Annotated in this window: 25 protein-coding genes and 1 riboswitch; of the genes, 21 read left to right on the plus strand and 4 right to left on the minus strand. The window is 34.9% G+C overall.

All coding sequences use genetic code 11. The annotated features are described in order from the left end of the window. Positions 1-285 precede the first annotated feature (285 nt). The gene (locus JST55_01380) at positions 286-642 is read left to right on the plus strand and encodes a hypothetical protein (protein MBS1492129.1); all 357 of its coding nucleotides are present in this window, start codon (positions 286-288) and stop codon (positions 640-642) included. Positions 643-880: 238 nt separating this feature from the next. Next, entirely contained in the window at positions 881-1,213 is a 333-nt protein-coding gene (locus tag JST55_01385; GenBank protein ID MBS1492130.1) for a hypothetical protein, read from the plus strand. Positions 1,214-1,344: 131 nt separating this feature from the next. Here JST55_01385 and JST55_01390 read toward each other — a convergent pair whose 3' ends face one another. Further along, positions 1,345-2,730 (minus strand): tyrosine phenol-lyase, encoded by a 1,386-nt coding sequence (locus JST55_01390; protein ID MBS1492131.1) that lies wholly within the window; start codon positions 2,728-2,730, stop codon positions 1,345-1,347. A 116-nt stretch (positions 2,731-2,846) separates the two neighbouring features. Next, a riboswitch (cobalamin riboswitch) is annotated at positions 2,847-3,030 on the plus strand. A gap of 118 nt (positions 3,031-3,148) precedes the next feature. Here JST55_01390 and JST55_01395 point away from each other — a divergent pair. From JST55_01395 to JST55_01460, 14 genes are all read left to right on the plus strand, one after another. Further along, positions 3,149-5,062 carry a TonB-dependent receptor gene (locus JST55_01395; protein MBS1492132.1) on the plus strand — a complete coding sequence of 638 codons (1,914 nt, stop codon included), beginning with the start codon at positions 3,149-3,151 and terminating at the stop codon, positions 5,060-5,062. Positions 5,063-5,067: 5 nt separating this feature from the next. Further along, complete coding sequence (locus JST55_01400) at positions 5,068-6,372, plus strand: T9SS type A sorting domain-containing protein (protein MBS1492133.1); 1,305 nt, start codon at positions 5,068-5,070, stop codon at positions 6,370-6,372. 92 nt (positions 6,373-6,464) lie between these two features. Continuing rightward, positions 6,465-7,118 carry a cob(I)yrinic acid a,c-diamide adenosyltransferase gene (locus tag JST55_01405; protein MBS1492134.1) on the plus strand — a complete coding sequence of 218 codons (654 nt, stop codon included), beginning with the start codon at positions 6,465-6,467 and terminating at the stop codon, positions 7,116-7,118. A gap of 7 nt (positions 7,119-7,125) precedes the next feature. Continuing rightward, positions 7,126-7,326 (plus strand): (2Fe-2S)-binding protein, encoded by a 201-nt coding sequence (locus JST55_01410; GenBank protein MBS1492135.1) that lies wholly within the window; start codon positions 7,126-7,128, stop codon positions 7,324-7,326. Between the two features lie 12 nt (positions 7,327-7,338). Beyond that, a complete protein-coding gene (locus tag JST55_01415; protein ID MBS1492136.1) occupies positions 7,339-8,394 on the plus strand; it encodes a hypothetical protein in 1,056 nt (351 codons plus the stop codon). A gap of 52 nt (positions 8,395-8,446) precedes the next feature. Beyond that, a complete protein-coding gene (locus tag JST55_01420; GenBank protein MBS1492137.1) occupies positions 8,447-9,328 on the plus strand; it encodes a Mov34/MPN/PAD-1 family protein in 882 nt (293 codons plus the stop codon). 9 nt (positions 9,329-9,337) lie between these two features. Beyond that, positions 9,338-9,868, plus strand: coding sequence for a hypothetical protein (locus JST55_01425; protein MBS1492138.1), 531 nt, complete (start codon positions 9,338-9,340; stop codon positions 9,866-9,868). A gap of 45 nt (positions 9,869-9,913) precedes the next feature. Beyond that, on the plus strand, positions 9,914-10,414 hold the full coding sequence (locus JST55_01430; GenBank protein MBS1492139.1) for a gamma carbonic anhydrase family protein: 501 nt from the start codon (positions 9,914-9,916) through the stop codon (positions 10,412-10,414). Positions 10,415-10,597: 183 nt separating this feature from the next. Beyond that, positions 10,598-10,801, plus strand: a complete 204-nt coding sequence (locus JST55_01435) for a cold-shock protein (GenBank protein MBS1492140.1) — start codon at positions 10,598-10,600, stop codon at positions 10,799-10,801. Between the two features lie 89 nt (positions 10,802-10,890). Beyond that, a complete protein-coding gene (locus tag JST55_01440) occupies positions 10,891-11,304 on the plus strand; it encodes a hypothetical protein (protein MBS1492141.1) in 414 nt (137 codons plus the stop codon). Further along, entirely contained in the window at positions 11,301-11,744 is a 444-nt protein-coding gene (gene ybeY / locus JST55_01445; protein ID MBS1492142.1) for an rRNA maturation RNase YbeY, read from the plus strand. The genes JST55_01440 and ybeY overlap by 4 nt, the downstream gene beginning before the upstream one ends. 5 nt (positions 11,745-11,749) lie before the next feature. After that, positions 11,750-12,205: a DUF494 family protein gene (locus JST55_01450; GenBank protein ID MBS1492143.1), complete on the plus strand. Its 456-nt coding sequence runs from the start codon at positions 11,750-11,752 to the stop codon at positions 12,203-12,205. 41 nt (positions 12,206-12,246) lie between these two features. Next, positions 12,247-14,703: a type I DNA topoisomerase gene (gene topA / locus JST55_01455; GenBank protein ID MBS1492144.1), complete on the plus strand. Its 2,457-nt coding sequence runs from the start codon at positions 12,247-12,249 to the stop codon at positions 14,701-14,703. A 132-nt stretch (positions 14,704-14,835) separates the two neighbouring features. Beyond that, entirely contained in the window at positions 14,836-15,885 is a 1,050-nt protein-coding gene (locus JST55_01460; protein ID MBS1492145.1) for a hypothetical protein, read from the plus strand. On the opposite strand, the gene JST55_01465 is transcribed toward JST55_01460, so the two are convergent. Then, on the minus strand, positions 15,886-17,250 hold the full coding sequence (locus JST55_01465; GenBank protein ID MBS1492146.1) for an aspartyl protease family protein: 1,365 nt from the start codon (positions 17,248-17,250) through the stop codon (positions 15,886-15,888). Between the two features lie 49 nt (positions 17,251-17,299). Then, a complete protein-coding gene (locus tag JST55_01470; protein MBS1492147.1) occupies positions 17,300-18,025 on the minus strand; it encodes a hypothetical protein in 726 nt (241 codons plus the stop codon). Positions 18,026-18,108: 83 nt separating this feature from the next. On the opposite strand from JST55_01470, the gene JST55_01475 reads away from it, so the two are divergent. From JST55_01475 to JST55_01490, 4 genes are all read left to right on the plus strand, one after another. Continuing rightward, positions 18,109-18,534 (plus strand): DUF1801 domain-containing protein, encoded by a 426-nt coding sequence (locus tag JST55_01475; protein MBS1492148.1) that lies wholly within the window; start codon positions 18,109-18,111, stop codon positions 18,532-18,534. A 102-nt stretch (positions 18,535-18,636) separates the two neighbouring features. Further along, positions 18,637-19,632, plus strand: a complete 996-nt coding sequence (locus tag JST55_01480) for an ATP-binding cassette domain-containing protein (protein MBS1492149.1) — start codon at positions 18,637-18,639, stop codon at positions 19,630-19,632. Positions 19,633-19,824: 192 nt separating this feature from the next. Then, positions 19,825-20,178 (plus strand): hypothetical protein, encoded by a 354-nt coding sequence (locus tag JST55_01485; GenBank protein ID MBS1492150.1) that lies wholly within the window; start codon positions 19,825-19,827, stop codon positions 20,176-20,178. Positions 20,179-20,205: 27 nt separating this feature from the next. After that, positions 20,206-20,763, plus strand: coding sequence for a hypothetical protein (locus tag JST55_01490; protein ID MBS1492151.1), 558 nt, complete (start codon positions 20,206-20,208; stop codon positions 20,761-20,763). A gap of 366 nt (positions 20,764-21,129) precedes the next feature. On the opposite strand, the gene JST55_01495 is transcribed toward JST55_01490, so the two are convergent. Then, positions 21,130-21,852, minus strand: coding sequence for a helix-turn-helix domain-containing protein (locus tag JST55_01495; protein MBS1492152.1), 723 nt, complete (start codon positions 21,850-21,852; stop codon positions 21,130-21,132). Positions 21,853-22,393: 541 nt separating this feature from the next. On the opposite strand from JST55_01495, the gene JST55_01500 reads away from it, so the two are divergent. Continuing rightward, positions 22,394-24,952 (plus strand): TonB-dependent receptor, encoded by a 2,559-nt coding sequence (locus tag JST55_01500; GenBank protein MBS1492153.1) that lies wholly within the window; start codon positions 22,394-22,396, stop codon positions 24,950-24,952. Positions 24,953-25,075 lie beyond the last annotated feature (123 nt).

Here is a 25,075-nt window from a genome sequence, read left to right on the forward strand (position 1 = left end):
AACATCGAAATGGAAAGGAGATTTCTTTTAAACTTTTTTCCTTTCTTTCTTGTTAATTTTTATACCTTTCTCCAGAGATATTCTTTCTCATTTTTAAAGAAATAAATAACATTAAATTTGCAGTTTGAAAAAATAAATTAAATTGTATATTGCAGAAGTTCTTTTAAAAATACTCTCTTCTTGATTGAATGATTTGAAAAAAATTAATTAAATCGTTCAGCCCTTTCTCTTCAGTATTTTGATTCTTCTCACAATTAAAATTAATTTCTTGAAAGGAAAATTATTATGAGTAAATTTATTTTTGCAATTCTTTGTTCTGTTTTATTTACAGCTTTTGCAATTCCAACAGGAGTTTTTGCCCAGGAGAGCAGCTCAGGTATAAATAAAACTGTACAAACTGAAGTAAAAAAAGATGTGACTCACAAAACTGCAACCTTGCAGGATTTACAGTCTAAGCTGACAGACCAATATGGTGTGGACGGTTTCAGATTTGTAAAGAATGGTGAGTTAAAAGAAATGAAGAATCAACAAAAACTTGGAGCAAAAGAACTATCCGCAGCTTCAGGGCTTGATGAGTATACAATAATAATAATACTTGCCGCTATAGGTGCGATAGCTGTTATACTTTTCATCTTTAAGTAATTTTCTTATCCTCCTTCCCGCTATTGTTATTGCAATAGGGGGAAGGAGAATCATACCTTCATAATTCCTGTATTAACTACTTATGTAGAAATACTTAATTAGCGTTTGTATTAGTCATTAAAAACACTATATTAAAACAGACTTCTTAAATACTCTTCCACGGTAACAACTCTCGGACCCAATCGAAAGCCTTATCGCTCAAAAGTAAAATCTAAATTTCTCAAAGGAGAATAATATTATGAGTAAAATAATTTATGCAATACTCTTTGCAATAATTCTTATGCCATTTTGCGCACAAGGACAGACAGGAGTTGCAAACAACAGCAATATACAAACTGAAGTTAAAACAAATGAAGTACCACAGAAAATTACAGAACTGAAATCAAAGCTTGTTGACCAATACGGAGTTGACGGATTCAGATTTGTAAAGTCAAATGACGCAACTACTAAAACCCAAAAGACTTTAACTGCTCATGAGTTATCCGAAACATCGGGTTTAGATGAGTATACAATTATAATTATATTAGCAGTTATTGGCGCTATTGCAGTTATATTGTTGGTATTCAGATGATACAATAGTTACAATCTGATATAAAATTATAACGAGATAAAATATTGTCACTGATACGAATTATCTAAAAATGGGGTTTTTAGAAAGTTCAATATTCACTGACAATTTTTATCTCGTCTTTTTATTTTATACTATTTAACAGGTTTAAATCTTGCCTGGAAGAATCTCAGATACTTCGGTTCGTAAATCATTTCCAATCCTTTAATAGCTTTCCTCCTGTTATAAACTTCAGCAACTGATTCAAACGTAACATCTAAATGCGCCTGTGTATATACTCTTCTCGGGAAGGTGAGTCTTACAAGCTCAAGCTTAGGATATTTATGGTCTCCTGTTATTTTATCACGTCCTGCCGATACAACTCCGCGCTCCATGCTTCTTACACCTGAATCAATATATAATTCCGAGCATAACGTCTGAGCAGGGAACTGACTTTGCGGAATATGTGATAAGAATTTTCTTGCGTTTAGGAATACGGCATGTCCGCCAATAGGTGTTACAATCGGGATTTTTGCCTTAAGCAATAAATTACCGAAGTACTCAATCTGACCTATGCGTGCGTGCAGGTAATCGAAGTTAACCATTTCTTCAATACCTCTTGCCATAGCTTCTAAATCTCTTCCCGCTAAACCTCCGTATGTATGCAGACCTTCATATACAACAACTAAATTTCTTCCTTCTTCAAATACCTTTTTGTTTCTGGTTGCAAGAAATCCTCCTATGTTAACAAGCAAATCTTTTTTCGCGCTTACCCAGATGCCTTCAAAGTATGAACACATCTCTTTCAGTATTTCAGCTATCGTTTTCTTTTCATAACCTTTCTCACGCATTTTTATGAAGTAACAATTTTCAACTGCACGCGTAGCATCTAACCATACTTTTACACCGTATCTGTCACATAATGCTTTTACGTCTCTGATATTTTTCATAGATATCGGCTGTCCGCCTGCCATGTTTACAGGTCCTGCAACTGATACATAAGGAATTTTCTTCGGGCCGACTTCCTTGATTAATCTTTCTAATTTATTCAGGTCAATGTTTCCTTTAAACGGACTTTTATCATCGGGGTTATGGGCTTCATCGCAGATAACATCTACAAATGTACCGCCCGCTAATTCCTGATGCAGACGTGTAGTTGTAAAGTACATGTTGCCGGGAATGTAGTCGCCCTTCTTAATTAATATTTGTGATACAAGATGCTCTGCGCCTCTTCCCTGGTGAGTCGGTATAAGATATTTGAACCCGTAATATTTTCTGACATTATCTTCTAAGTAGTAGTAATTTTTACTTCCTGCATAAGCTTCATCTCCGAGCATCATACCTGCCCATTGGTAATCGCTCATTGCATTGGTTCCGCTGTCTGTTAACAAATCGATATACACATCCTGTGATTTTAAAAGGAAAGTATTATATCCTGCTTCTTTAATTGCTTTAATCCTGTCTTCTTTGGAAGTCATTTTAAGATGCTCAATGACTTTAATTTTAAACGGTTCAGCCCAGGATCTTTTAGTGATTTTCATTAGTGATTTTTATTTAAGTGAATTATCCTTCATATACAAAAATCACAATTTCAATCGTGAACTAATATGATGCAAAATATTGGAAATCAAAAAATTTATATCTATATTTGTATAGTTCTTTATATAATATTTTCGGTTCCTAATTAAGGAATAATAGGGAATCCGGTGCGAATCCGGAACTGTCCCCGCAACTGTAAAGAAGAAGATTGAATCACTAAGCCACTATTGCAAATGCAATCGGGAAGGCGATTTGAAAAGTGCTTCTAAGTCAGGAGACCTGCCGCAAGTATTACCAAAGTCATCGTGGGAAATGACAAAGGCAAAATGAGTTTACGGAAGTCCCGTTTTCTTTATTTATGTTTTTCTATCCTGCGTGATTTATAAATAAAGGAAACGGGATTTTTTTCTTATACTCATTTTGAAAATACTTTTACTGGCCATATTACTCGCATTTTTTAATTTTGCTTTTGCACAAAAGCAGGATTCATCAAAATATTCCACGGAAGAAATTGAAGTAAATTCATTTTTCTCCGAGACGAATGTTTATACATCACCATCTAATATTTCTGTCTTAAATAAAAAATCAATCAATAACCGTAACGGTAACAATGTATCGGATATTCTGAAAAGTGTTTCAGGAGTTTATATAAAATCATACGGTGACCCTTCATCCTTGCAGACAATTTCAATGAACGGTCTTGGCGCAGAGCATACAGTAATATTATTGAACGGCTCCAAATTGAATTCGCTACAGAACGGACAAATTGACTTATCTTTAATCCCGGTTGAAAACGTCAAAAGAATTGAAGTGATGAATAATGGCTATAGTTCTTTGTTTGGCTCGGAAGCTATGGGAGGAGTCGTTAATATAATTACAGATGATTTATTAGAAGAAAATAAACTTAAGCTCGGAGTCAGTTATGAGTTTGGTTCTTACAAAGCCAGAAAGTTTTCTTTTAAAATTTCCAACAACCTGAATAAATTTAAATATGATTTTCTTTTATCGGATGAGAAATCTGACAACGATTATAATTTTTACTTTGATACAGGATTAGAAAAAGAATTAAGAAATAAATTAAACTCTGCATATGAAATCACCAACTACACATTTTCGTCTCAGTTTAATTTCACACCTGATTTCAGTCTTAATTATTTTACTCAGTTTGTAAATGCTGACAGGGAAATTCCCGGAATTGAAACAGGAAATACGCCTCCCGATACAAAACAATTAGATAGAAACTGGAATAATATCCTAAAGTTAAATTATGCAAAAAAGAATTTTACTTTTTACTCTGATTTTAATTTTCAAAATAACATAGAAAACTACAATACATATCCTGTTATAAAAAGTTATTATAAAAATATTCTGTTCTCAAACTCAAACAGGATTGAGATAAGCCATAAAGAAAACTCATACACATTCGGGAGTGAAATAAAATACGGCACATTATATAGCAACGAATTACAGAACGATATTGACAGGAAACATTATTCGCTGTTTAATTCATCCAAAATTTCATTGGATAATTTACTAATATATCCTTCTTTAAGATACGATTATATTACTGATATTAAAAAAGGCGCTGTAACATATCAGCTTGGATTGAACTATCAACCGATTAATAAATTTGATTTTCACTTAAGAGGCAACGTAAGCAGAAATTTCGGAGTACCGACTTTTAACGGTCTGTACTGGAAGACCGGCGGAAATCCTGACTTAAAACCGGAGTACTCGCAAAACTATGAAGGTGGATTAATTCTATCGTTCAAATCACTTCTGGATTATACTTTAAAATTTACTTATTTAAATATTGCAACAGAAGACAGAATTGTCTGGCTGCCGGGAAGAAATTTTATATGGAGCCCTAAAAATATCGGAACAAGCAAATCAGAGATATTCATATCATCATTCAAACTTCAGTATTCATTCAGTAAAAATATTTTTATAAAAGGAGATGTTTCTTACACGAATAACCATACTAAGAAAACGAATGAAGATTTCACCGGTGACCCTTCTGTAAATAAGCAAATCTTATATATACCGGATGAACAGATTCAGTCTAATCTTGAATTGAATTTCGGAAACATCGGTCTTAATCTATTTCATTCTTACATTGGTAAAAGATATTCGGATACGGAAAATTTGAATACTATGAATCCGGTAAATACTCTGGATGGGAATTTATTCTTCAATTACAAAATATCCAAATATACTGCTTCATTTAAATTTGAAATAAATAATATAACTAATTCTGACTATCAGATAATTGCAGGATATCCTGCGCCGCTTCGTAATTACAATTTTAAAATTAATCTAAACTATTCATTATAATATCCATGAAAAAAATCTTACTGTTAATCATCACTTTTTTCATTCTAATAATTTCAAACTCCAATGCTCAAAATACAAAAGCATATATTTTAAGTGAAGGCGGGGGAGCACCGGGTTCAGGAAAGCTATCTACTTATACATACAATGGAAACAGTTTTTCTTTAAGCATTACAAATCCGGGAAATTTAGGATTGTATCCTGACGGTATAGCAAAATATAATTCTACTTTGTTCGTTTGCGAGCAAGGCGGATTCGGCGGTCAGGGGAAGATTTACAGAATGGACAGCACCGGACTTGTATTGAATTCACAGTCATTCGGAACAAATCCTTATTCAGTAGCTATAGCAAACAATAAAATTTATGCAACTAATGGCCCCGCAAGCAAAGTTACAGTTTTAAATATTTCTGCGCTTAGCTCTATAAAAGAAATTCCGGTAGGAGTTTATCCCCAAGAAATTTTGGGATATCAGAATAAAATTTATGTCTGTAATACAAGCGCTTTTGGAGGAAATCGTGATTCGAGTGTATCAGTAATTAATGCAATAACGGATTCCGTAATAGCAAGAATATATTTTGAAAGGGAGCCTACCTCACTTGCAATTTCAAATGACGGAAAAATATTGGTTGGATGCAACGGGTTTGACGGTAAAATTTACAAGATAGACCCTGCAACACTACAGATAGTTGATACATATTTAATCTCAAATGGTTTTGATAAAGATATATCGGTAGATAAAAACTCTAACAACGTTTACTTCATCGATTATGCAAACAATATTTCGTCTCTTAATTTATTGACAAGACAAGTCATCACATTCATCACTAATAATTCTCCTGCCTCATCTTTCTTCTATGGTTATAATTATGATTACACCAATAACAGACATTTTGTATTGGACGCTAAGAATTTTGTGGTATCAGGGAGTCTAAATATTTATGGTCCTTCAGGAAGTTTGCTGCAAACTTTTACAACCGGTGTCGCTCCGCGCAGAGTTATTTTTGATTTAACTTCTACAGTTGATATAAAATATATTTCTGAATTTGTTAATGGATATGAATTAAAACAGAATTACCCAAATCCGTTTAATCCAAATACTACAATCAGATTTTCTATTCCTAAAAATGACTTTGTATCGTTGATAGTTTTTGATGTCAACGGAAGAGAAGTTGAAAATCTGATTAATGAAAATAAAACATCAGGAAGTTATGAAATAAATTTTAATGCATCAAATTTATCTTCAGGAGTATACTTCTATAAATTAAATACTTCATCTTTTTCATCGATTAAAAAAATGACGTTAATTAAATAAGGTCAGGTATAAATTTGTATAATGCAAATTAACTTTTAACTTTAATCAAGGTTTAACAGTTTATATTAATAGGAACACCACAATAAAATCATATGAACAAAGAAGAAGCAAAATCAGCAGGCGGTTCGAAGTATAAGGAGAAAATAAAAGAAACTATTGAAGGTTACAAAAATCTTACAGAAGAAGATAAGCATATGTTTCATATCTATTATGGATATGGAAAAGGGAAAACTACTGCCGTGATGGGGTTGGCAATGCGCGCGCTTGGCGCGGGAAAGCGAGTTGCTATTGTACAATTCGATAAAGGCTACGACGGACAAAATGAACACTATGCTGAAAGAGTGATACTTCGTAAGCTTAAAGAAATTGGTTTTCCGATAGACATACATCCCACCGGCGCAGAAAGAATGAATTCAGACGGTACGTTCAGATTTAAAAATACAGAAGAAGATTTTGATGAAGCCAAAAGAGGCTTGGATATTGCAAAGAACTTAATACTAAAAGGAGAGATAGACTTACTGATACTTGATGAAGCTATTGCTGCAGTTGTTTATCATCTGCTTACAAAGGAAGATGTTGAAAAGCTCATTGAGCTTTACAATAAAAAAAGAAGATTTGAATTAGTAATGACAGGGCATAAACTATGGGAAGGACTTGAGGCAAAAGCTGATTTAGTGACTGAACTAAAAAAAGTTAAACATTATTTTGATGAAGGAATTCCTGCAAGACTGGGAATAGAATTTTAATTGAACTATGCTGATAAACAGATGCGTTTGTTACAATATAAAGTTTGAAGAAATTAAAAAGATCATGGTTGAACATGGATTTACAACTATTGAAGAAGTCCAGAATGAAATTGATGTATCTAAAAACTGTAAACTTTGCCGGCCTTATATTGAAAAAATGATTGAGACGGGGGAAACCGAATTTAATTACATTATAACAAAAGAGTGATTATTTTCCCAAATGAAATTTATATCAAAGCTTACACTGTTTTTATCAGCTGCCCTCGTATTATTTCAAGGATGTTTCAGAGATGAAATTATAATTAATCCTAACCCCTCCAACCTTCCGAATAAATTAGGCGTTTACGTTTTATCCGAGGGCAATGGACTTGCCAACCAAAGTAAACTATCTTTTCTGAGTTTTGCAAATGGTGACTTCAATTTAAATATTACATTCCCTTCAGTCTTAGGTCTTTATCCCGATGGTTTAATTCAATACAATGGAAATTATATGTATATCATAGAGCGCGGTAGTCCCGGCAGCTCAGGTACAATTTACAAATTAGATACTAACGGAATAATTTCCGGGTCAAACAACTTTGGGGTTAATCCTTACTCCTTAGCTGCGGCTAACGGTAAAGCTTATTGTACAAACGGACCTGACTCGTCAGTAAGTGTTATTGATTTGTCATCACTGACTGAGATCAAAAGAATAAAAGTCGGTTTATATCCACAGGAAATCACGACTATAGGCAATAAAGTTTTTGTTGTAAATACTCACATTACCGGCGGCGGTATTGATTCGACTATTTCTGTCATTGATGTTATTAATGATGTTAATGTCGCTCAGGTGAGAGTCAGTACTTCACTCACTTCTCTTGCAGTAACCAATGATGGTTATTTACTTGTAGGCAGCTCTTCAAGAGGGGGAGTAATTTATAAAATCAGTCCGGCTAATTACGCTAAGGTGGATTCATTCTCTGTTAACTCTGCAACCATAAAAGATATTAACGTAGATAATACTTCTGATAATATTTACTTTATTCGTGATAACAATTCTATTGTGCAGCTTAATTTATCCGATAGAAGTTTAACCCCTGTGATAACTCCTTCTGTTTCAAATGGAATTGCATATATAAACGGCTATGCTTACGATGCGAAAAAACAAAAGCACTATATTGCAGATGCCCGTGATTTTTTCCTAAACGGATTTTTATATAAGTTTAATTCAACAGGTCAGTTGGAATCGGCATTTCAGACAGGAATAAGACCCCGCAGAATTCTGATTAGAAACTAGCAAAATTCAATTGATAAAATTCTTATATCTCTCTAATTTGTTTTTATAATTTATGGTAGAGTTTAATTCAACTAACAACGATACAAATTTTCCATCAGCCGAATACCCTAAAAATTCAGAACTGATAGGTACTGATGATAACGGGCTAAAGATTTTCATAGAGAGAAATAATCTGTTCGGCATAGAAGAATACCTGCGCAGCGATACAAATAACGAGCTCGGCGGAGTATTAATTGGTAACGTTTATAAAGATAAAAATGACAAACTTTTTATTGTCATAAAGAATAATATCATTGCTGAAAGCACTAACGCTTCACTATCCAGATTAACATTTACCCATGAAACATGGGAAAAGATAAATTCAAATCTGGAGAAGGATTTTCCCAGCCAGAAAATACTCGGCTGGTATCATTCTCATCCCGGGCACTCGGTTTTTCTTTCAACATATGATGTATTCATACAGGATAATTTTTTTGATATGCCTTACATGACTGCATTTGTTTATGATCCTATTATTAATGACAGAGGATTTTTTTATAAAGATGAATCAGGCATTAAAAAATCTGAAGGATATTATATTTATGGCGAAAGACCTGAACTGATTAAAACAACAGAACTTGAAATTGAAATGCCAAAGCCGTTAGAGAATATTGAAGTAAAAAAAAATGATAACACAAACAAGAGTTCAATGAAAAACATAGTTATTATCGCTTTAGTTGTTATCAATTTTATATTTTGTCTTCTGTTATTTGTAAAGATGAATTCTAATGAGAAGGAACTTTCAAGATTTGAAAATGTTAATAACCAACTGAACGAACTTAAAAATGAAAATCTGAAACTGAACCAGAAGTATGATAATCTGATAAAATCATTTGAGACAGAAAGAATGAATACATTTGATACAACAAAACAAAAACTTAACCCTGGCAGGTAATAATAGAACATGAGTCCCAGACAAAGACGATTACATTCCGACTTCGAAAAAATAAAAGAAGAATTTAAAGAGCATCCTTACATTAAAGTTATGTACGATGAAGGAGATTCAGTTCCTGAAAAATACATAGTGTATTTTAATGTTAAAGGATTGAAGCTTGACCCTGAATCTACAAAAGAGAACAGAGTCATTTTAATCTCACGTGAGCATAAGATAGAAATTTATCTTCACATTGATTATCCGCGTATGAAACCGATGGCTAATATTCTTACTCCTATTTTTCATCCTAATTTCAGAACAGCATCACCGCACGATATCTGCATAGGCGATTACTGGGCATCGGGGGAAACTCTTGTTGATATCATTTATCAGATAGGTGAAATGATAATGTATCAGAATTACAATGTTGATAGTCCGTTAAACGGTCCCGCTGCTTTATGGGCAAAAAATAATATTGCCCGATTTCCCGTTGATGATACAAACATCCGCAAAGGCGATGTAAAAGTGGAAGTAAAAGATATTGAAATAGATCTTAAATAGTATGTAGTAGAAAGTAACAAGTATAAAGTATAAGGTACAATAATAATGATACAATCGTGCAAAGGTAAAAGTCCGGATATACACAGAAGTGTAAAGATAATGCATGGCGCGCAAATTATAGGAGATGTGGTCATAGGGAAAAATTCCAGTATATGGTTCAACTGCGTAGTGCGCGGTGATGTTAATTATATCAGAATAGGGGAGAACACAAATATACAGGACGGTTCTATTCTTCATGTTAATCATATAGATTATTTTTTGCAAGTCGGCTCGTATGTTACAGCCGGTCATAATAGTATTTTGCATGGCTGCGTAATTGGTGATAATGTTTTAATCGGCATGGGAGCCATACTTCTTGATAATTGTAAAGTCGGTAACAACTCACTAATAGCAGCCGGCGCAGTCGTTAAAGAAAACTTTGTTGTGCCTGAAGGCGTGCTTGTTGCAGGAGTTCCGGGAAAGATAATCCGCGACCTGACAGCCAAAGAAATTGAAGATATTAAACAAAGCGCTATAAATTACGTAGAATATGCTAAAGAGTACTGATTAGAGCTAAATACCCCAAATCATAATAATTAATAACGGATTAATTATACTATATTAGTTTTCAATTTTTTTATATATTTTAAAAGTATGAAACATAGACAGTTTAAGTTCTTGAGGCAATTTTGAAGTAGGTCTATGTTTTATGTTTCAAGAACTTAGTTATTATTTATTTGGAGGTAACAAATGCCAAAAGGTAAAGTAAAATGGTTCGATGCTAAAAAAGGCTACGGATTTCTTGTAGGTGATGATGGGACTGATGTCTTTATTCACTACTCAGATATCAGCACCGAGCAATCCTACAAAACACTGGACAAAGGTGTCAGCGTTGAGTATGATTTAATCGAAGACCAAAAAGGCAAAAAAGCTGCAAATGTAAGAGCTATTTAATTTTTATTAAATTCTTGCAATTTGAACTTAACCCTAATCGATACTTTAAAATATTGATTAGGGTTTTTTAAATTAAGACCACATTTGATTTGAGCAGTCAATTTACACACAGCATAAAGTTAATCGAAGAACTACTTGGCGTAGAATTTTCCAATGACGGAAATCTCTATTCGGTTAATCTTAAAAATTCAAAAACACATACTGACATTCACGTTGAGCTACATCTAGAAGCCGAAAATAATTTTCTGGTTTCAGTCTATACAAACAACTGTCATCTTCAATTGCAGAACTGCAGCAACATTATTGTAAGCAATATGCTTGAAGAATTTATTTTCACTTCGGAAACTGAAGAGTTCATCTCCGGAATGATTATTTCAAAACAGGGCGATTGTTCGTTGTATTCAAATGTGAAAAAATCTATTTTGAATTCAGACTTCTCAGAGCTTAACTCGGAGAAATTGCTTTCAGCAGTAGCGCTTTCCATAACTGAATCTGCTAATTGAATCGCGAGGTTAAGTTAAAGATTAATTTCTTCTTCTTAAAAGATTTTTTAAAAGATAAAGAGAAGAAAGCTAAGTTCAGAAAAGAGGTAAGAACAATCATAACGAAAGTTCTTCAGACCGAAAACCATTCGCTCTCATTTCTGAATTTAATTTTCTGCGATAACAAGACCATAAGAGATTACAATAATAAGTTTTTATCTCACGATTACAATACCGATATAATTACGTTTTTTGACTACGATGAAACTAATATAATGTACGGCGAGTTATTAATCTCGGTTGACCAGGTAAAGCTAAACGCAAAAGACTACAGCACAACATTTAATAAAGAACTAAAAAGAGTTATCATACACGGAGTATTACACCTCTGCGGATACGATGATAAGACTAAGACCGCTAAAGCTAAAATGAGAAAACGTGAAGATTTCTATTTAATTTGAAAATCATGCAGGAAAAAGTTTTAGAAATAATAGTACACATATTATCGCAGATAAAAAGCGATAAGCATCTCAATGACATCGATGTAGATGCTCTTGCAAAAGAGGGCTATACCGATGCCGAAATAAATTCCGCCTTCGCGTGGATTTATTCTAAAATAGAGCAGGGTGAAAGCTTATTCATTGAAAAGAATAAGACCAATAAATCTCACAGATTTTTTCATCCCGCTGAAAAAAGTATCATTACTAACGACGCTATTGGTTATTTAATCCAGATGAAAGAACTTGGGTTAATTAGCGACTTAGATGAAGAGCTAATCATCGATCGGATTTTCTTTTTAGGATACCAGAAAGCCGGTATTCCTGAAATCAAAACTGTTTTAACGACTTTAATTTTTAATTTTGACGGGAAGTCGGATAAACTTGAAAGATTGATTCTTCAAAATAATGAGACAATTCATTAAGCACCCCGTTTACAAATCATAAGAAAGTTTCCAATATTTTAATGGCGAAATCATCAGTTAAAGCTACAGCTAAAAAATCAGTTAAGGCAACAAAAGATAAGACAACAGTTAAATCCACTTTAGATAATGAACCGGTAAAACCTTCTGTAAAATACTCAGGTAAATCTTTAGTTATAGTTGAGTCACCTTCAAAAGCAAAAACTATCAATAAGTATCTTGGAAAAGATTTTATAGTAGAAGCTACAGTAGGGCACATAAAAAATCTCCCGAAGAGCAAGATAAGCATCGATTTAGAAAAAGGTAATTACGAGGCAACCTATGATGTTATTCCCGGCAAAGAGAAAGTAATCGAAACGATAAAGAACGCTGCAAGGAATGCAGATAAAGTATATATAGCGACTGACCCTGACCGCGAAGGAGAATCAATTGCAGATGACATCGCAGATGAAGTCAGAAAAGTTAACAAGAAAATAGTCCGCGTTCTCTTCAATGAAATCACCAAGAAAGGTGTTGAGAAGGCAATGAAAGAACCTCTCGAAATCAACATGCCTATCGTTGAATCTCAGATGGCGCGCAGAGTGATGGATAGAATCCTCGGCTACAAAGTAAGTCCTTTCCTATGGAAAACATTTTACTTCGGCCTCTCTGCAGGAAGAGTTCAGTCAGTTGCATTGAAGCTCATCGCTGAAAAAGAAAAAGAGATTCAGGCATTCAAAGCAAAAGAATACTGGTCAATAGACGGATTATTCTCAAAGCTCTCCGGAAGCTCAAAACCTTTCGGCGCAAAGCTCTATAAGATAAACGATGATACATTAAAGTTTGACGGCGAGAAACCGAACATTGCAAATCTTGATGAAGCGCACGCTATAATAGAATCATTAAAGAACAACAAGTATAAGATAATTGATATTCAGGTAAAAGAAGTTAAGCGAAACGCTCCGGCTCCTTTTACAACTTCAGTTTTACAGCAGACTGCTTCTACACGAATGGGATTTTCACCCAAACGCACGATGGCAGTTGCACAGAAACTTTACGAAGGTATTGAAATCAAAAAAGGCGAAGGCAATACAGGTCTTATAACATATATGAGAACTGACTCCACACGCTTAAGTCCTGAAGCTGTTGAAGCTGCAAGAGAATATATCAGCACAAACTTCGGCAAAGATTACATGCCTGAAGCGCCGAAGATATTTGCAAACAAAAGCAAGAATGCGCAGGATGCTCACGAAGCAATACGACCTACCGATGTAAATATTCATCCCGATATGGTAATGAAGCTCGGCAAAGAGTATCATGCATTGTATGATTTAATATGGAAACGCTTTGTTGCATCACAGATGTCGCAGGCAGTTCTTGACCAGAAGACAGTTATAATAAAAGCGCTCTCACCTAAGGGTGATAAGAATACATATCTCTTCAAAGCTACAGGAAGCGTTATTACATTCAGCGGCTTCCTTAAAGTTTATGAAGATGCAAAAGATGAAGACGATACACCGGCAGATGAGGATATTGCGTTAATTCCGGCTGACCTTAATATTGGCGACAATGTTAAAGTCTCTAACTTAAGAAAAGACCAGCATTTCACATCTCCTCCTGCAAGATATACTGAGTCAAGTTTGATTAAGCAGCTTGATAAGCTCGGCATAGGGCGACCTTCTACATTTGCTATGATTGTTTCAACAGTGCTCGATAGAAAATATGTTGACCTTGTTGAAAGAAGACTCTTTGCTACTAACCTCGGAATGACGGTAAGCAAAATCCTTGATGAATATTTCCCTGATGTAATCAACGTTGACTTCACTGCAAGAATGGAAGGGGAGCTTGATACAATTGCAAACGGCGAAGCTACGTATAAACAAGTACTGGATGACTTCTATCTTCCATTCGAGAAAGATTTGCTTTCAGCTGACTCCCATGCTAAAGAAATTAAAGAACGATTAACAGAACGAACAGATAAGATATGTCCCGAGTGCGGAGCAGAAACGGGCGCTCACATGGTAAAGAAATGGGGACGTAACGGTCAGTTCTATGCATGCGAAAATTATCCAAAGTGCAAATGCTCATTACCGCTTGTTGAAGATCCTGAAGCCAATAAAAAGGTTGAAGGCATTAACTGCGATCTTTGCGGCGCACCGATGGTATTGAAAGTCGGACCTTACGGCAAATTCTACGGCTGCAGCAACTATCCAAAATGCAAAGGCATCAAGCCGATTACACTCGGAATAAAATGTCCTAAGTGTAACATAGGCGAAGTTGTCGAACGCCGCGGCGGTAAAGGAAGAGTGAAGCGCGCATTTTATGCATGCACAAGATATCCTGACTGCGACTTTATCTCAAACGGTATGCCTGTAATTCAAAATTGTACTGAGTGCGACAGTAACTATCTTGTAAAGAAAGTTACAAAAGGCGACGGTGAATTCCTTGAATGTCCTAAGTGCAAAGCGAAATACGATTTGCCTAAGGATGAGAAAGTAAAAGAAGAAGCTGCTATTGAGTAGCAAGTATTAAGTAGCAAGTATAAAGTATAAAGTATAAAGTATAGAGAACCTGTCAGATGAATATTTGACAGGTTTTTTTATTGCTGCTTTTTGCTATTTTGAAATTATCACCTCATCAAATTCATTATCTGAATGAAACTTACATTAACTGTTCTTTTCGTTCTTGCAAATCTTTCGGTATGCTTCGCGCAGGATTCTACTTCCAAAGGAAAAATTTCCGGCTATATGTTCAGCGATTATTATTATAATGCCGAGCGCGATACATTTAGCACATTAAAGAACGTTGCTTATGGCGGACAGAAAGGACAAAACGGATTTCAGTTCAGACGTATCTACTTCACTTACGATTACAACATCTCAAAAAAATTCACTACACGATTCAGACTTGAAGGCGCACAGGATGAAACATTCAAGAACGGAAAAGTCGGAGTATTTATCAAAGACGCTTATCTTGAATGGAAGAACATCTTCAAAGGAAGCAATCTTATAGTTGGGATACAGCCGACTATAGCTTACACTGCAACTGAACAAATCTGGGGACATCGTTATATTGAAAGAACAATAATGGATTTGCGCGGTATAGTGGACTCACGTGATTTTGGTATTTCTCTCAACGGAAGTTTTGACGAACAACACAAAGTGACGTATGGAGTAATGCTCGGTAATAACTCAGGTGTTACAGTTGAGACCGACAAGTATAAAAGGGTATATGCGCACCTTGGTTTTAACCCTGTAAAAGAACTATACATCACATTGTTTTCAGATTATAGAGCGCATCCTGGTGGTTATGAATTAGGCGGTATAAAATTAAACTACGATGAATATACACAGGCAGTAATGATAGGTTATAAAAATGATAAAACATTCAGCGCGGGGATAGAATCATTTTATAACTACACACAGAATTGGTACAGAAGTTTTGGGCTATCATTTTTTGCGAGTACGATTTTTAGCGACCAACTCTCTGCCTTCGGAAGATATGATTACTTTGATAATGATATTACAGAAGGCCATAACTCGGATACAAGAAACTTATTCTTAGCCGGGCTGGATTTCAAACCTGATAAAAATGTTATCATATCTCCAAATGTAGCAATAGAAACTTATGCAGATTTATATGACGGCACAAAAATAAAACCATCTATCACTCCTCGCATAACTTTGTTTTATACGTTTTATTAGTTATCTGTACAATCTCAGTTTTTTATCCTTAAAGTCTATACACATCTTACTGTATTTTTTTAAAAACGAATTTCCCAGTAAGCCGCCTGAATTTTTCAATCCCATACTATTAAACAAAGGTGAGTCTACAATTTTTGTTTCGAAATCTGAAATAACATTTCCTTCCAAAGTGATATTATTTACCATTGCGTTCATAGTTGATATTTTATTTCCATCTGCTCCCCGTACACTAATTGATTGTACTCCAATTAAATTTTCTTTAGCTGCCATACTTGATTGAATAAAAGAGAACGGCGAACCTGTATCCAAAATAAAATTAATATCGCTGCTTCCGATTTTACCTTTGACAAATATATGCCCGTTTGCCGTTGTGAATGGTAAACTAATAAAGCCGGAAGTATTTTTTGTATAGTTTTTGCCAAGGAGCAAATCAACTTTCTTAGTGGAATCTATTGCGAACTCTAACCCTTCAAATTTTTGTAACAAATCTATACCTATGATACCATCAATTTTCTTTCCCTTAATTTTGAAGAGTGTATCAATAACATAAAAAAGACTTTGTTTAAATGAGACTGTCCCTAATTCAATTTCAGGCAGAGTGCAAGTTTTCAAATTACTTATGTTACCACCAAATCCTGCAGAAGGCGCATCGATTGATTCTACTCCCTCCACTGAATATTGTTTTGCAACAAGGTCTTCAGTCTTAATTCCTTCTGGTAAATTCTTCATTGTGATAAGCGAATTCGTTGCTGCTAAGTCTACTACAAAGTTACAAATTTTATCACCAATCTTTATCTCTGTTAGAAAGTAATTTCCGGTAAACTCAATCTTGGTTATACCGTCCTCTAAATATCCGCTTGTTGTTTCTTTTATTTCAGTTGTAATGATGAACTCATTTTCTTGGGGTGTGATTTTATCTCCAAACATATTCAATACAGGTGAATTATTATCTTCGGTTACTGTATCGTAAGCCGAAATCATAAATGCTTTTTTAAGTTTATCTGATACAATATTAATTCGGTAATCAAGTTTGTTGAGACCGCTTACAGGAGCATTGATTAACTGTTTAAGAGTACCGTCTTCTTTTTTCAGACTGAATACCAGCTCGTCATTAACATTTCTAACAACAAGAATTTTCTTATCGGCAAGTTTTACAAAGTCACCCGAAAGCCCGTTACCGGATGGGAAAACTAAAGTCAGAATACCTGAGTCTCCGCCGCAGATATAAACTTTTGTTTCATCCTTAGCAATGGTTTCTTTTTCAATTTTGGGAATGTCGTTTTCAATTGTAACTAAGAACAAATTTGTTTGCGAAAAACAAAGAGGGGAGAGAGCTATAAATAATGCCAGTATGACAAATTTCATAAATGAAAATATAGGTTTACATTTATGATGCACCAAACTATAAAAAGGTTTACTTGTGCATTATCTTATCCAGCAGACTTTTTTCCTTTACAAAATATGTAAGCTCACTCCATTCTAACAGCATATCTTCATCAGGTGAAAGCGCCTGTAATGCATGAGGCAAACCGTAATCATAATAGAACATTATTCCTTTATCTGTAAATGCAAAGTGTCCAAGATTTTCTTCAGTAAAGTGTTTCCCCTCAAAAAACTGAAGCGCATCTTCTTCTCCCATATCTTCTTGCATTACTTTATCCTTTATTCTCTTCTGAACAATCTTATCCAGCTTCTCTGCAAGTTTTTTTAAAGCGCCGGCATCTATTATATCTCTAGCTAAAATTCTATAACCGGTATTCAGATTAAGATTAACATCAGTATAGAATCTATCGGGGTATGCTCCCATAGTTTCCACGTAAACAGAAATGCTGAGCACTCCATATTTATTATATAGAATATTATAATCGCACCCTGTTATTCCTGCTCCGAACTGTTTATAATCGCTTATTATGCTGTCAATATTATCACCAAGAATACTATCGGAAACCAAATATGAGTTTAATTTGCTTAGTAACACTGCATCCGCTCCACCTGATATAAACGGCAATTTGTAAAGTGCTGTATCTTCTCTGTATTCATCTTTAAAAGGAGCTGTGTAAAATTTTGATTCAACCTTAACAGAGTCAGCTGCAAATATATTAGTTGAAATCATAAAGAACAGAATTAGATATTTTAACATATAATGTCTGAAAATTTAGTTCCCAAAAATTACATATTATAAAGCATAAAGTGAACTTATTTTTATTGCTTAAATCTAATCTTATGGCAAAGGCAGAAGCAAAAACAAAACCGACAGAGGTAACTCTCGATAAATTCTTCAGCTCAATTGAAGATGAAACTAAACGCGCTGACTGTTACACTCTTGCCGAACTGATGCATAAAGTCACCAAAGAAAAACCTGTTATGTGGGGTCCGGCAATAGTCGGTTATGGAAGTTATCATTACAAATATGATAGCGGTCACGAAGGCGATTCATGTATTATCGGTTTCTCTCCCCGAAAATCTTCTCTTACTCTTTATGTCGGAAAAGATTTTGACGGTTTTGATGAGCTCATGTCAAAACTCGGCAAACATAAAATGAGCGGCGGCTGTCTTCACATCAAAAAGCTTGCTGATGTAGATATGAAAGTTCTAAAGGACATCATAACTGCCAGCTATAAATCAAAGCTGAAGAACAAGAGCTGTTAATTGCAGCTGCTTCATGTTATATATTTTACAATCTACTATACATTCAACTTTATACTCAATTTCAAAAATCATATATTGCATACAAATTAATCTTTAAGAAGAATGTCTGAAAACTTACTCGAAATAAAAGGGCTCAAAAAATACTTTCCCATCAAGAAAGGTATATTTTCCAAAACTGTCGGCCACGTTAAAGCTGTTGATGATATCGACCTCGTTATCAAAAAAGGCGAAACACTCGGCTTAGTAGGGGAATCAGGCTGCGGCAAAACTACAGTGGGCCGCTCACTCTTAAGATTAATCGAACCAACCGGCGGAAGCATCATTTACGACGGCAAAGATATTACCAATATCCCGCTCGATGAAATGAAGGCATACCGCAAGAAGATGCAGATAATTTTTCAGGACCCGTATTCATCACTTAATCCGAGAATCACCGTAGGCGGAATGCTTACTGAAATCCTTAAGTTCCACGAAATCGCCGAAGGCGAAGCTGCCGATAAAAGAGTAGCTGAACTTCTCGAACGCGTCGGCCTGCGCAAGATATATGCAAGACGCTATCCACATGAATTCTCCGGCGGACAAAGACAGCGTATCGGTATTGCAAGAGCGCTTTCAGTTCAGCCTGAGCTTATTGTTTGTGATGAACCCGTATCTGCTCTTGACGTTTCCATTCAGTCGCAGGTAATCAATCTGCTGCTTGATTTGCAGAAGGAGTTCGGACTAACATATCTTTTCATATCACATGACTTATCAGTTGTAGAGTACATCTCAAACAGAGTTGCCGTTATGTACCTCGGCAAAATTGTTGAGATCGCCGATACAAGCGAGCTTTATACAAGCCAGAAACACCCATACACACAGGCATTACTATCAGCTGTTCCTGTTCCTGACCCTAAGAACAAGTCAAAGCGTATCATCTTATCGGGAGACGTACCGTCTCCTGCAAATGTGCCGTCTGGATGTTACTTCCATCCGAGATGCCCGAAGGTGTTTGGCGATTGCCCGAACATAGGACCGGTATTAGCTCCGGCATCAGGTCACAGAGTAAGATGTCTGCTTTATCCTGAAAGCTATCCGGGCACGCAGAAAGTAGCTTAGTTTAGTTGCCGGTTTATAGTTGACGGTTGTCAGATAGTCGGGAAAAAGTCGGGTTTTAATTATTCATTATTCATTATTAATTATTAATTATTTGACTTGGTCGGGAAATAGTCGGGTTTCTGAATGAATTTCAGTCCTGTCTTCGGTGGGATTAAAAAATTTACCTATTAGTAGGGATAAAGTGAACAAATCTTGTTAAGAATTATTTACAGTGAAAAATATTTTTATGCTATAGTTGCAACGATTGTAATATTCCTTTCTCTAATGTCGTTTGGCATTAATCAGTTAGCCATTATATTTTACTTCATCAATTTTTTTCTTGCTTCATCCTATACATGTGTCTTTTTATTTAAGAAACAGAAGGAAGAATATTTTTATGCTGACGTAATCGTCTGCGCTGTTTTAGCAATAGGGCTTTACATATTTTTTGTATTCTTTGAAAAAGACTCATTGCCTCTGAAAATTTATCTTATGCCTGTGTTTTTCGTAGTAAACTTTACGGCTTCATTATACTTTTTATTCAGAAAAAAAATATTTTCAAAATAAGTCGGGAAAAAGTCGAATTCTTTATATATGGTTGAAAAATCTAAAACGAATAATTTAAAACAAATAGAATATTTCAGAAGAATAATTTCCATTATAAATGATGATATTATAGATGATAATCTGAATACAGTTGTATATACTTCACACAAAAAAAATCTCAGCAGTAAAGAAAATTTCAATAATTTTATTTTAAATGTTCAGAGATTTTTTGATGAACTTAATATTAAAAAAATAACATGTTTTCGTGAAGAAAATGCAAATTGGCTAAAGTACTTATCTTATGAAAATGTGGCAGAAGAATTAAATTCTGCATATAAATATTTACAAAAGCTAATTAATGCAAAGAGCTTCACAGGTGTTTTTGTTATGGAAACCTCGGACTTAATTCAATTTTTACCCCACATAATTTCTTTTACAGCATTTCAAGGGGGCTTACCTTCAATCTATTTTGGTTCTGATGATTCAAATTTATTGTTTCATGTATGCAAATATTCAAATCTCCATGTATATTATTATGGAAGCAAAATAATTAAACCTTCGTATTTTGAAGTTACTTCTCCACGAGAGGAATATTGGATTGGATGAAAAGTAAATCCCGTTTAATATTTTATATTTTAGTTCTTAATCTTATTATGCTTATGTTTGTGCGAAAGATTGATTCTCCTATAATATTTCTTGTAATTATTCTTATAAATTTTTTCGTTGCGGCATATTATCCTTTGTATCTGCTGCTTAGTCTTTTAAAACTTAATAAATATATTATACTGGCGGTTTCATTTTTGCTTACAGTAATTCTTTTTTACCTGTTAAGTAATTTAAATGAAACTCTAAATACGGCGCTGTTTTATTTGTTCATTATTAATCTTATTTCTATTTCAATTGCATTTATAAACAGGTTAAGAAAAAGCGGTACTGAAATTTCTGATAATGTAAGTCACTCAGATTAAATTTTTAAGCTGAAGCAGATTTACTTATTCCCTTAGTTTTATTTTTTTGTCTTACCTGTTTTTTATCGGCTGATTTATTTTTAACCTCCGGTTCATCTTCTAACTTATCTAGCCTTTCCTTACATTGATTCCTGAGACTACTGAAAAACTCCGTTTCCTCATTTATTAAGTTTTCTATAAAATTCTGCGCGTCTTCACTCTCAGGAGTTTTACTTTCAAACTCGTCATTCATTTTTTCCAGCCGGGACATATATACTTCGTTTTCGTAATCCTTATCTTCTTTTTCTTCCCTTGCAATGAATTCTTCGTTAAGCTTATTGTAAACTTCTTCATCGGTTGCTATTATATCAGAGCTGCCTACGCCTTTTTCGGATTTTTTAAGCAGTGAGTTTAATTTATGCTCACCTGTTTCTTTATGGAGCATCTTAGTAAGCTTTTCTATTAAGTTCAGCAGACTCAGTTTGTCTGTCTTTTGCTCGTCTTGTCTTTCAAATGCATCATAGCAATCTGCAAGCATCTCACCAAGGAATCTTATTCTTCTCATTTTATCTGCGCGAGCAGCGAGTAAAATTTTATCATATTCATTCTGCTCGGCGATTTTTATATCGGCGTAAAAATCTTTATTCCACTGTATAAGTGTCGTTCTGTGAATTCCAAGTTTTTCTGCAATATCATTTATTGCAAGTCCGTGTGCTCTTAACTGGATAAAAGTTGATTTGATTTCCATTGAAAACATAATTGTTTTTCCTCTTTTAAATTTTAAAATGATTTAACTATTCTGCCGTTTGACTGCAGAATAGCTTATCAATTTATAAATTAAAAACAGAAAAAATATTTTATCTTAACTTATTAGTAGTAATAGGGAAAATATTTTTGAAAGGTCTTGACAGAGTTAGTTTATACTTCTTTAAACCACCCCTAACCCCTCCTTATTAAGGAGGGGGAGTCGCGCAAAAATCAGAAATAATTTTAACTGTCTCCCAAACCCCCGTTTGGGAGACATGCACCGTCCCAAACAGGGGTTTGGGACGTAGAACAAAAGTTTTTTAGAAATGTCTTGAAAGTATTTTGTTTTTCGTTGCTTGTTGCTCGGTATTCGTTTTAAAAATAAGTATTTTCTACTTTCTACTTTCTACTTTCTACTTTCTACTTTCTACTTTCTACTTTCTACTTTCTACTTTTTTTGTTAATTGCAAATGCAACTTTCCCGTCCTTTTTACAGTTTAATAGAGTATAAATTACCCTAATTTTGTCTAATAATTGTTCAAATGTCCCGATATAATTTAATTCGATTTTTTGTAATCATTTTTTCATTTTTTATAATTACAGGTTTAAGCTTTTCACAGGACTCATCTAAAATCCATGTCTCGGGAAAAATTGTTTCCGATAAGAACGATGTTCTCTCCGGTATTCTGGTCACGTTCAAAAGTACCGCTAATGTTGAATCATACACTGCTTTCACAAATGAAGAGGGAAGCTATGCTTTTGATTTAAGCGAAGGTAATTATCAGATTTCAATTGATAGAATGGGATTTGAAAAATATCAGCAGGCTGTAACAGTTGATAGAAATTCCACGAATGTTTTTAATATTACTCTTACTGAAAAATCTCAATACACAACTGAACAGATAAACGTTGAAGCGGAGTTTCGCCAGCGGCAGGAAGATTTGCGGACGAGTATGTACAATGTTCTGCCCAAGGAAGTTAAGATGCTTCCGGGAGCGATTGAAGATGTGATGCGCTCGCTGAAATCATTGCCGGGAGTAACTGCTCCCAACGATTTTACTTCGCAGTTAGTTGTCCGCGGCTCGGGTCCCGATCAGAATTTAATCATTATGGATGACGTGGAGATTTTTAATCCTTACAGGTTGTACGGACTTGTGAGTATGTTCAATCCCGAAACGTTGCAGGATATTACACTTATCACAGGAGGATTTCCCGCAAAGTATGGTGACCGACTTTCAGCAGTGCTTGATGTAAATAATAAAGAAGGAGTGCGCGATAAAACTTTCAGCATGATAAGCAATGTGAATATTGCAAGCGCGAACGTGATTGTGCAGGGTAAAAATCCTTTTAAGATTCCCGGCTCATGGATTGTTTCATCAAGAAGAACATATTATGATTTAATTCTGGGACCATTTGCAAAAAACGCAGGACTTATTACTGATGATTCTTCACTGCCTAACTTTAAAGATTTGCAGTTCAAGTTTGCATTCGGACCGTTCAAGAAAAGTAAGTTTTTAATAAACGGAATTTTTTCGTCGGATGGAGTTGATGTGATTCCGGGCAAAGACAGAACGCAGCCTGATAGTGTAATTGCGCAGGATGTTACAAATAATAATGTGCTCTCTGCATCGTGGATATATCTGCCCAACAATAAATTTTTATCGAAGACAACTTTTTCATGGTATAAAAACACAGGCGATAATAATTTTGAGGGAGATATTCTTGACCCGCTGATTGACAGGGAAGGACTTACTCCCGGACAAAGAGATTCATTGAAGGCTATTGGCGCGCTGCTTGGATTTAAGTTTGATTCAAAATACAATTTCAGGAAGTACTCTCTCGTAAATAAAAGCACGTGGTTTGCGGGAAAGAATTATTTTGAGTTTGGGGGAGGACTGGATTTAATACGAACGGATCTGACCTATACTCTTAACCTCGATGAGAATTTTAAGAGCTTTATAAGAAGCCAGCCGAATGCTCAGGCAATACTGGATGATTTTAAAATAGAAGGTAACGATAATTTACGCGCTAGCATTTACGGGCAAGGAAGATTTAAAGCCGGCGATAAATTTTATTATCAGCCTTCACTCAGAGTAGATTACTATTCATTTTTAAAAAGAGCATACGTATCTCCGAGATTTAATATAGGATATTCGATCGACCCGATAACAACAATACGTTCATCTGTGGGAGTTTATTATCAGTCACCCGGCTATGAAAAATTAGTTGACGGACAGACGTTTTATGACTTAACGGGAAGCGCAGGAGATAATTTAAAGGCAGAGCGCTCGATGCACTTCGTACTTGGAATTGACCGCTGGCTTAACAACGAATGGAATGCAAAAATAGAAGGCTATTATAAAAAGTTTGATGATTTAATCACACAGAAGAGAGTTACAAATTACAGATATCAGTTTACGATTGCTGACCCGACTAACACTGACCCGAATTACATAGGAGATCCTGCAAACTGGATACGTTCCGATACTAAGCTGCCGTATGATTCTATTACAACAACTCCCATAAACGGAGTAACAGGGAACGCATACGGAATAGAATTTTCACTGGAGAAAAAATATCTGGGACCAGATTCAAAATTTTCCGGATGGATTAACTATGCGTATTCATTTGCAAACAGAACACGAGACGGACACGAGTATCCTTTCAGATTTGACCAGAGGCACGTTGTAAACATAGTAGCAAATTACAGATTCAATAAAACATTCGAGCTCGGCGCGAGATGGACTTATGCATCAAACTTTCCATACACACCGCCTGTTGGAATTACACCGCGAACATCACGGGACAGCATTGTTGTAAATCCATTTACTCAGCAGGTAATATTTAATCTAGATTTCGGAGATGATAACAACAGATTTTCACAGGTAAAACCGGCTTATCACAGGCTTGATGTCCGCTTCAGCGCATATACAAGGTTCTGGAATGCAGACTGGGTATTTTACATAGATGTGATTAATGCTTACAACAGAAAAAATATTTTATCTTATGATTATGACTTAACGAGCAATTATGAAATAAAAAGAAAAACCATTGGCATGTTTCCGATTTTGCCGACGATAGGTGTTAATGCGAGATTTTGAGTTATAATGACCTTCCCACTCCTTTATAAGGAGGGGGACTGAGGGGGCGGTATCATTTGAATTTGCCTTCAATTTCGATGTAGGTAGTTGAACAAGCCCCACATTTACCCCCTTTATGAAAAA

It is taken from the genome of Bacteroidota bacterium, assembly GCA_018266835.1.
Lineage (GTDB): Bacteria > Bacteroidota > Ignavibacteria > Tepidaquicellales > Tepidaquicellaceae > JAFDZO01.

Coding starts and splice junctions, on each gene's coding strand:
- JST55_01435 (MBS1492140.1), top strand. CDS start 10,598: ATGCCAAAAGGTAAAGTAAAATGGTTCGATGCTAAAAAAGGCTACGGA.
- JST55_01490 (MBS1492151.1), top strand. CDS start 20,206: ATGGTTGAAAAATCTAAAACGAATAATTTAAAACAAATAGAATATTTC.
- JST55_01470 (MBS1492147.1), bottom strand. CDS start 18,025: ATGTTAAAATATCTAATTCTGTTCTTTATGATTTCAACTAATATATTT.
- JST55_01400 (MBS1492133.1), top strand. CDS start 5,068: ATGAAAAAAATCTTACTGTTAATCATCACTTTTTTCATTCTAATAATT.
- JST55_01480 (MBS1492149.1), top strand. CDS start 18,637: ATGTCTGAAAACTTACTCGAAATAAAAGGGCTCAAAAAATACTTTCCC.
- topA (MBS1492144.1), top strand. CDS start 12,247: ATGGCGAAATCATCAGTTAAAGCTACAGCTAAAAAATCAGTTAAGGCA.
- JST55_01380 (MBS1492129.1), top strand. CDS start 286: ATGAGTAAATTTATTTTTGCAATTCTTTGTTCTGTTTTATTTACAGCT.
- JST55_01410 (MBS1492135.1), top strand. CDS start 7,126: ATGCTGATAAACAGATGCGTTTGTTACAATATAAAGTTTGAAGAAATT.
- JST55_01415 (MBS1492136.1), top strand. CDS start 7,339: ATGAAATTTATATCAAAGCTTACACTGTTTTTATCAGCTGCCCTCGTA.
- JST55_01450 (MBS1492143.1), top strand. CDS start 11,750: ATGCAGGAAAAAGTTTTAGAAATAATAGTACACATATTATCGCAGATA.
- JST55_01420 (MBS1492137.1), top strand. CDS start 8,447: ATGGTAGAGTTTAATTCAACTAACAACGATACAAATTTTCCATCAGCC.
- JST55_01500 (MBS1492153.1), top strand. CDS start 22,394: ATGTCCCGATATAATTTAATTCGATTTTTTGTAATCATTTTTTCATTT.
- JST55_01390 (MBS1492131.1), bottom strand. CDS start 2,730: ATGAAAATCACTAAAAGATCCTGGGCTGAACCGTTTAAAATTAAAGTC.
- JST55_01385 (MBS1492130.1), top strand. CDS start 881: ATGAGTAAAATAATTTATGCAATACTCTTTGCAATAATTCTTATGCCA.
- JST55_01460 (MBS1492145.1), top strand. CDS start 14,836: ATGAAACTTACATTAACTGTTCTTTTCGTTCTTGCAAATCTTTCGGTA.
- JST55_01425 (MBS1492138.1), top strand. CDS start 9,338: ATGAGTCCCAGACAAAGACGATTACATTCCGACTTCGAAAAAATAAAA.
- JST55_01475 (MBS1492148.1), top strand. CDS start 18,109: ATGGCAAAGGCAGAAGCAAAAACAAAACCGACAGAGGTAACTCTCGAT.
- JST55_01465 (MBS1492146.1), bottom strand. CDS start 17,250: ATGAAATTTGTCATACTGGCATTATTTATAGCTCTCTCCCCTCTTTGT.
- JST55_01405 (MBS1492134.1), top strand. CDS start 6,465: ATGAACAAAGAAGAAGCAAAATCAGCAGGCGGTTCGAAGTATAAGGAG.
- JST55_01495 (MBS1492152.1), bottom strand. CDS start 21,852: ATGGAAATCAAATCAACTTTTATCCAGTTAAGAGCACACGGACTTGCA.
- JST55_01430 (MBS1492139.1), top strand. CDS start 9,914: ATGATACAATCGTGCAAAGGTAAAAGTCCGGATATACACAGAAGTGTA.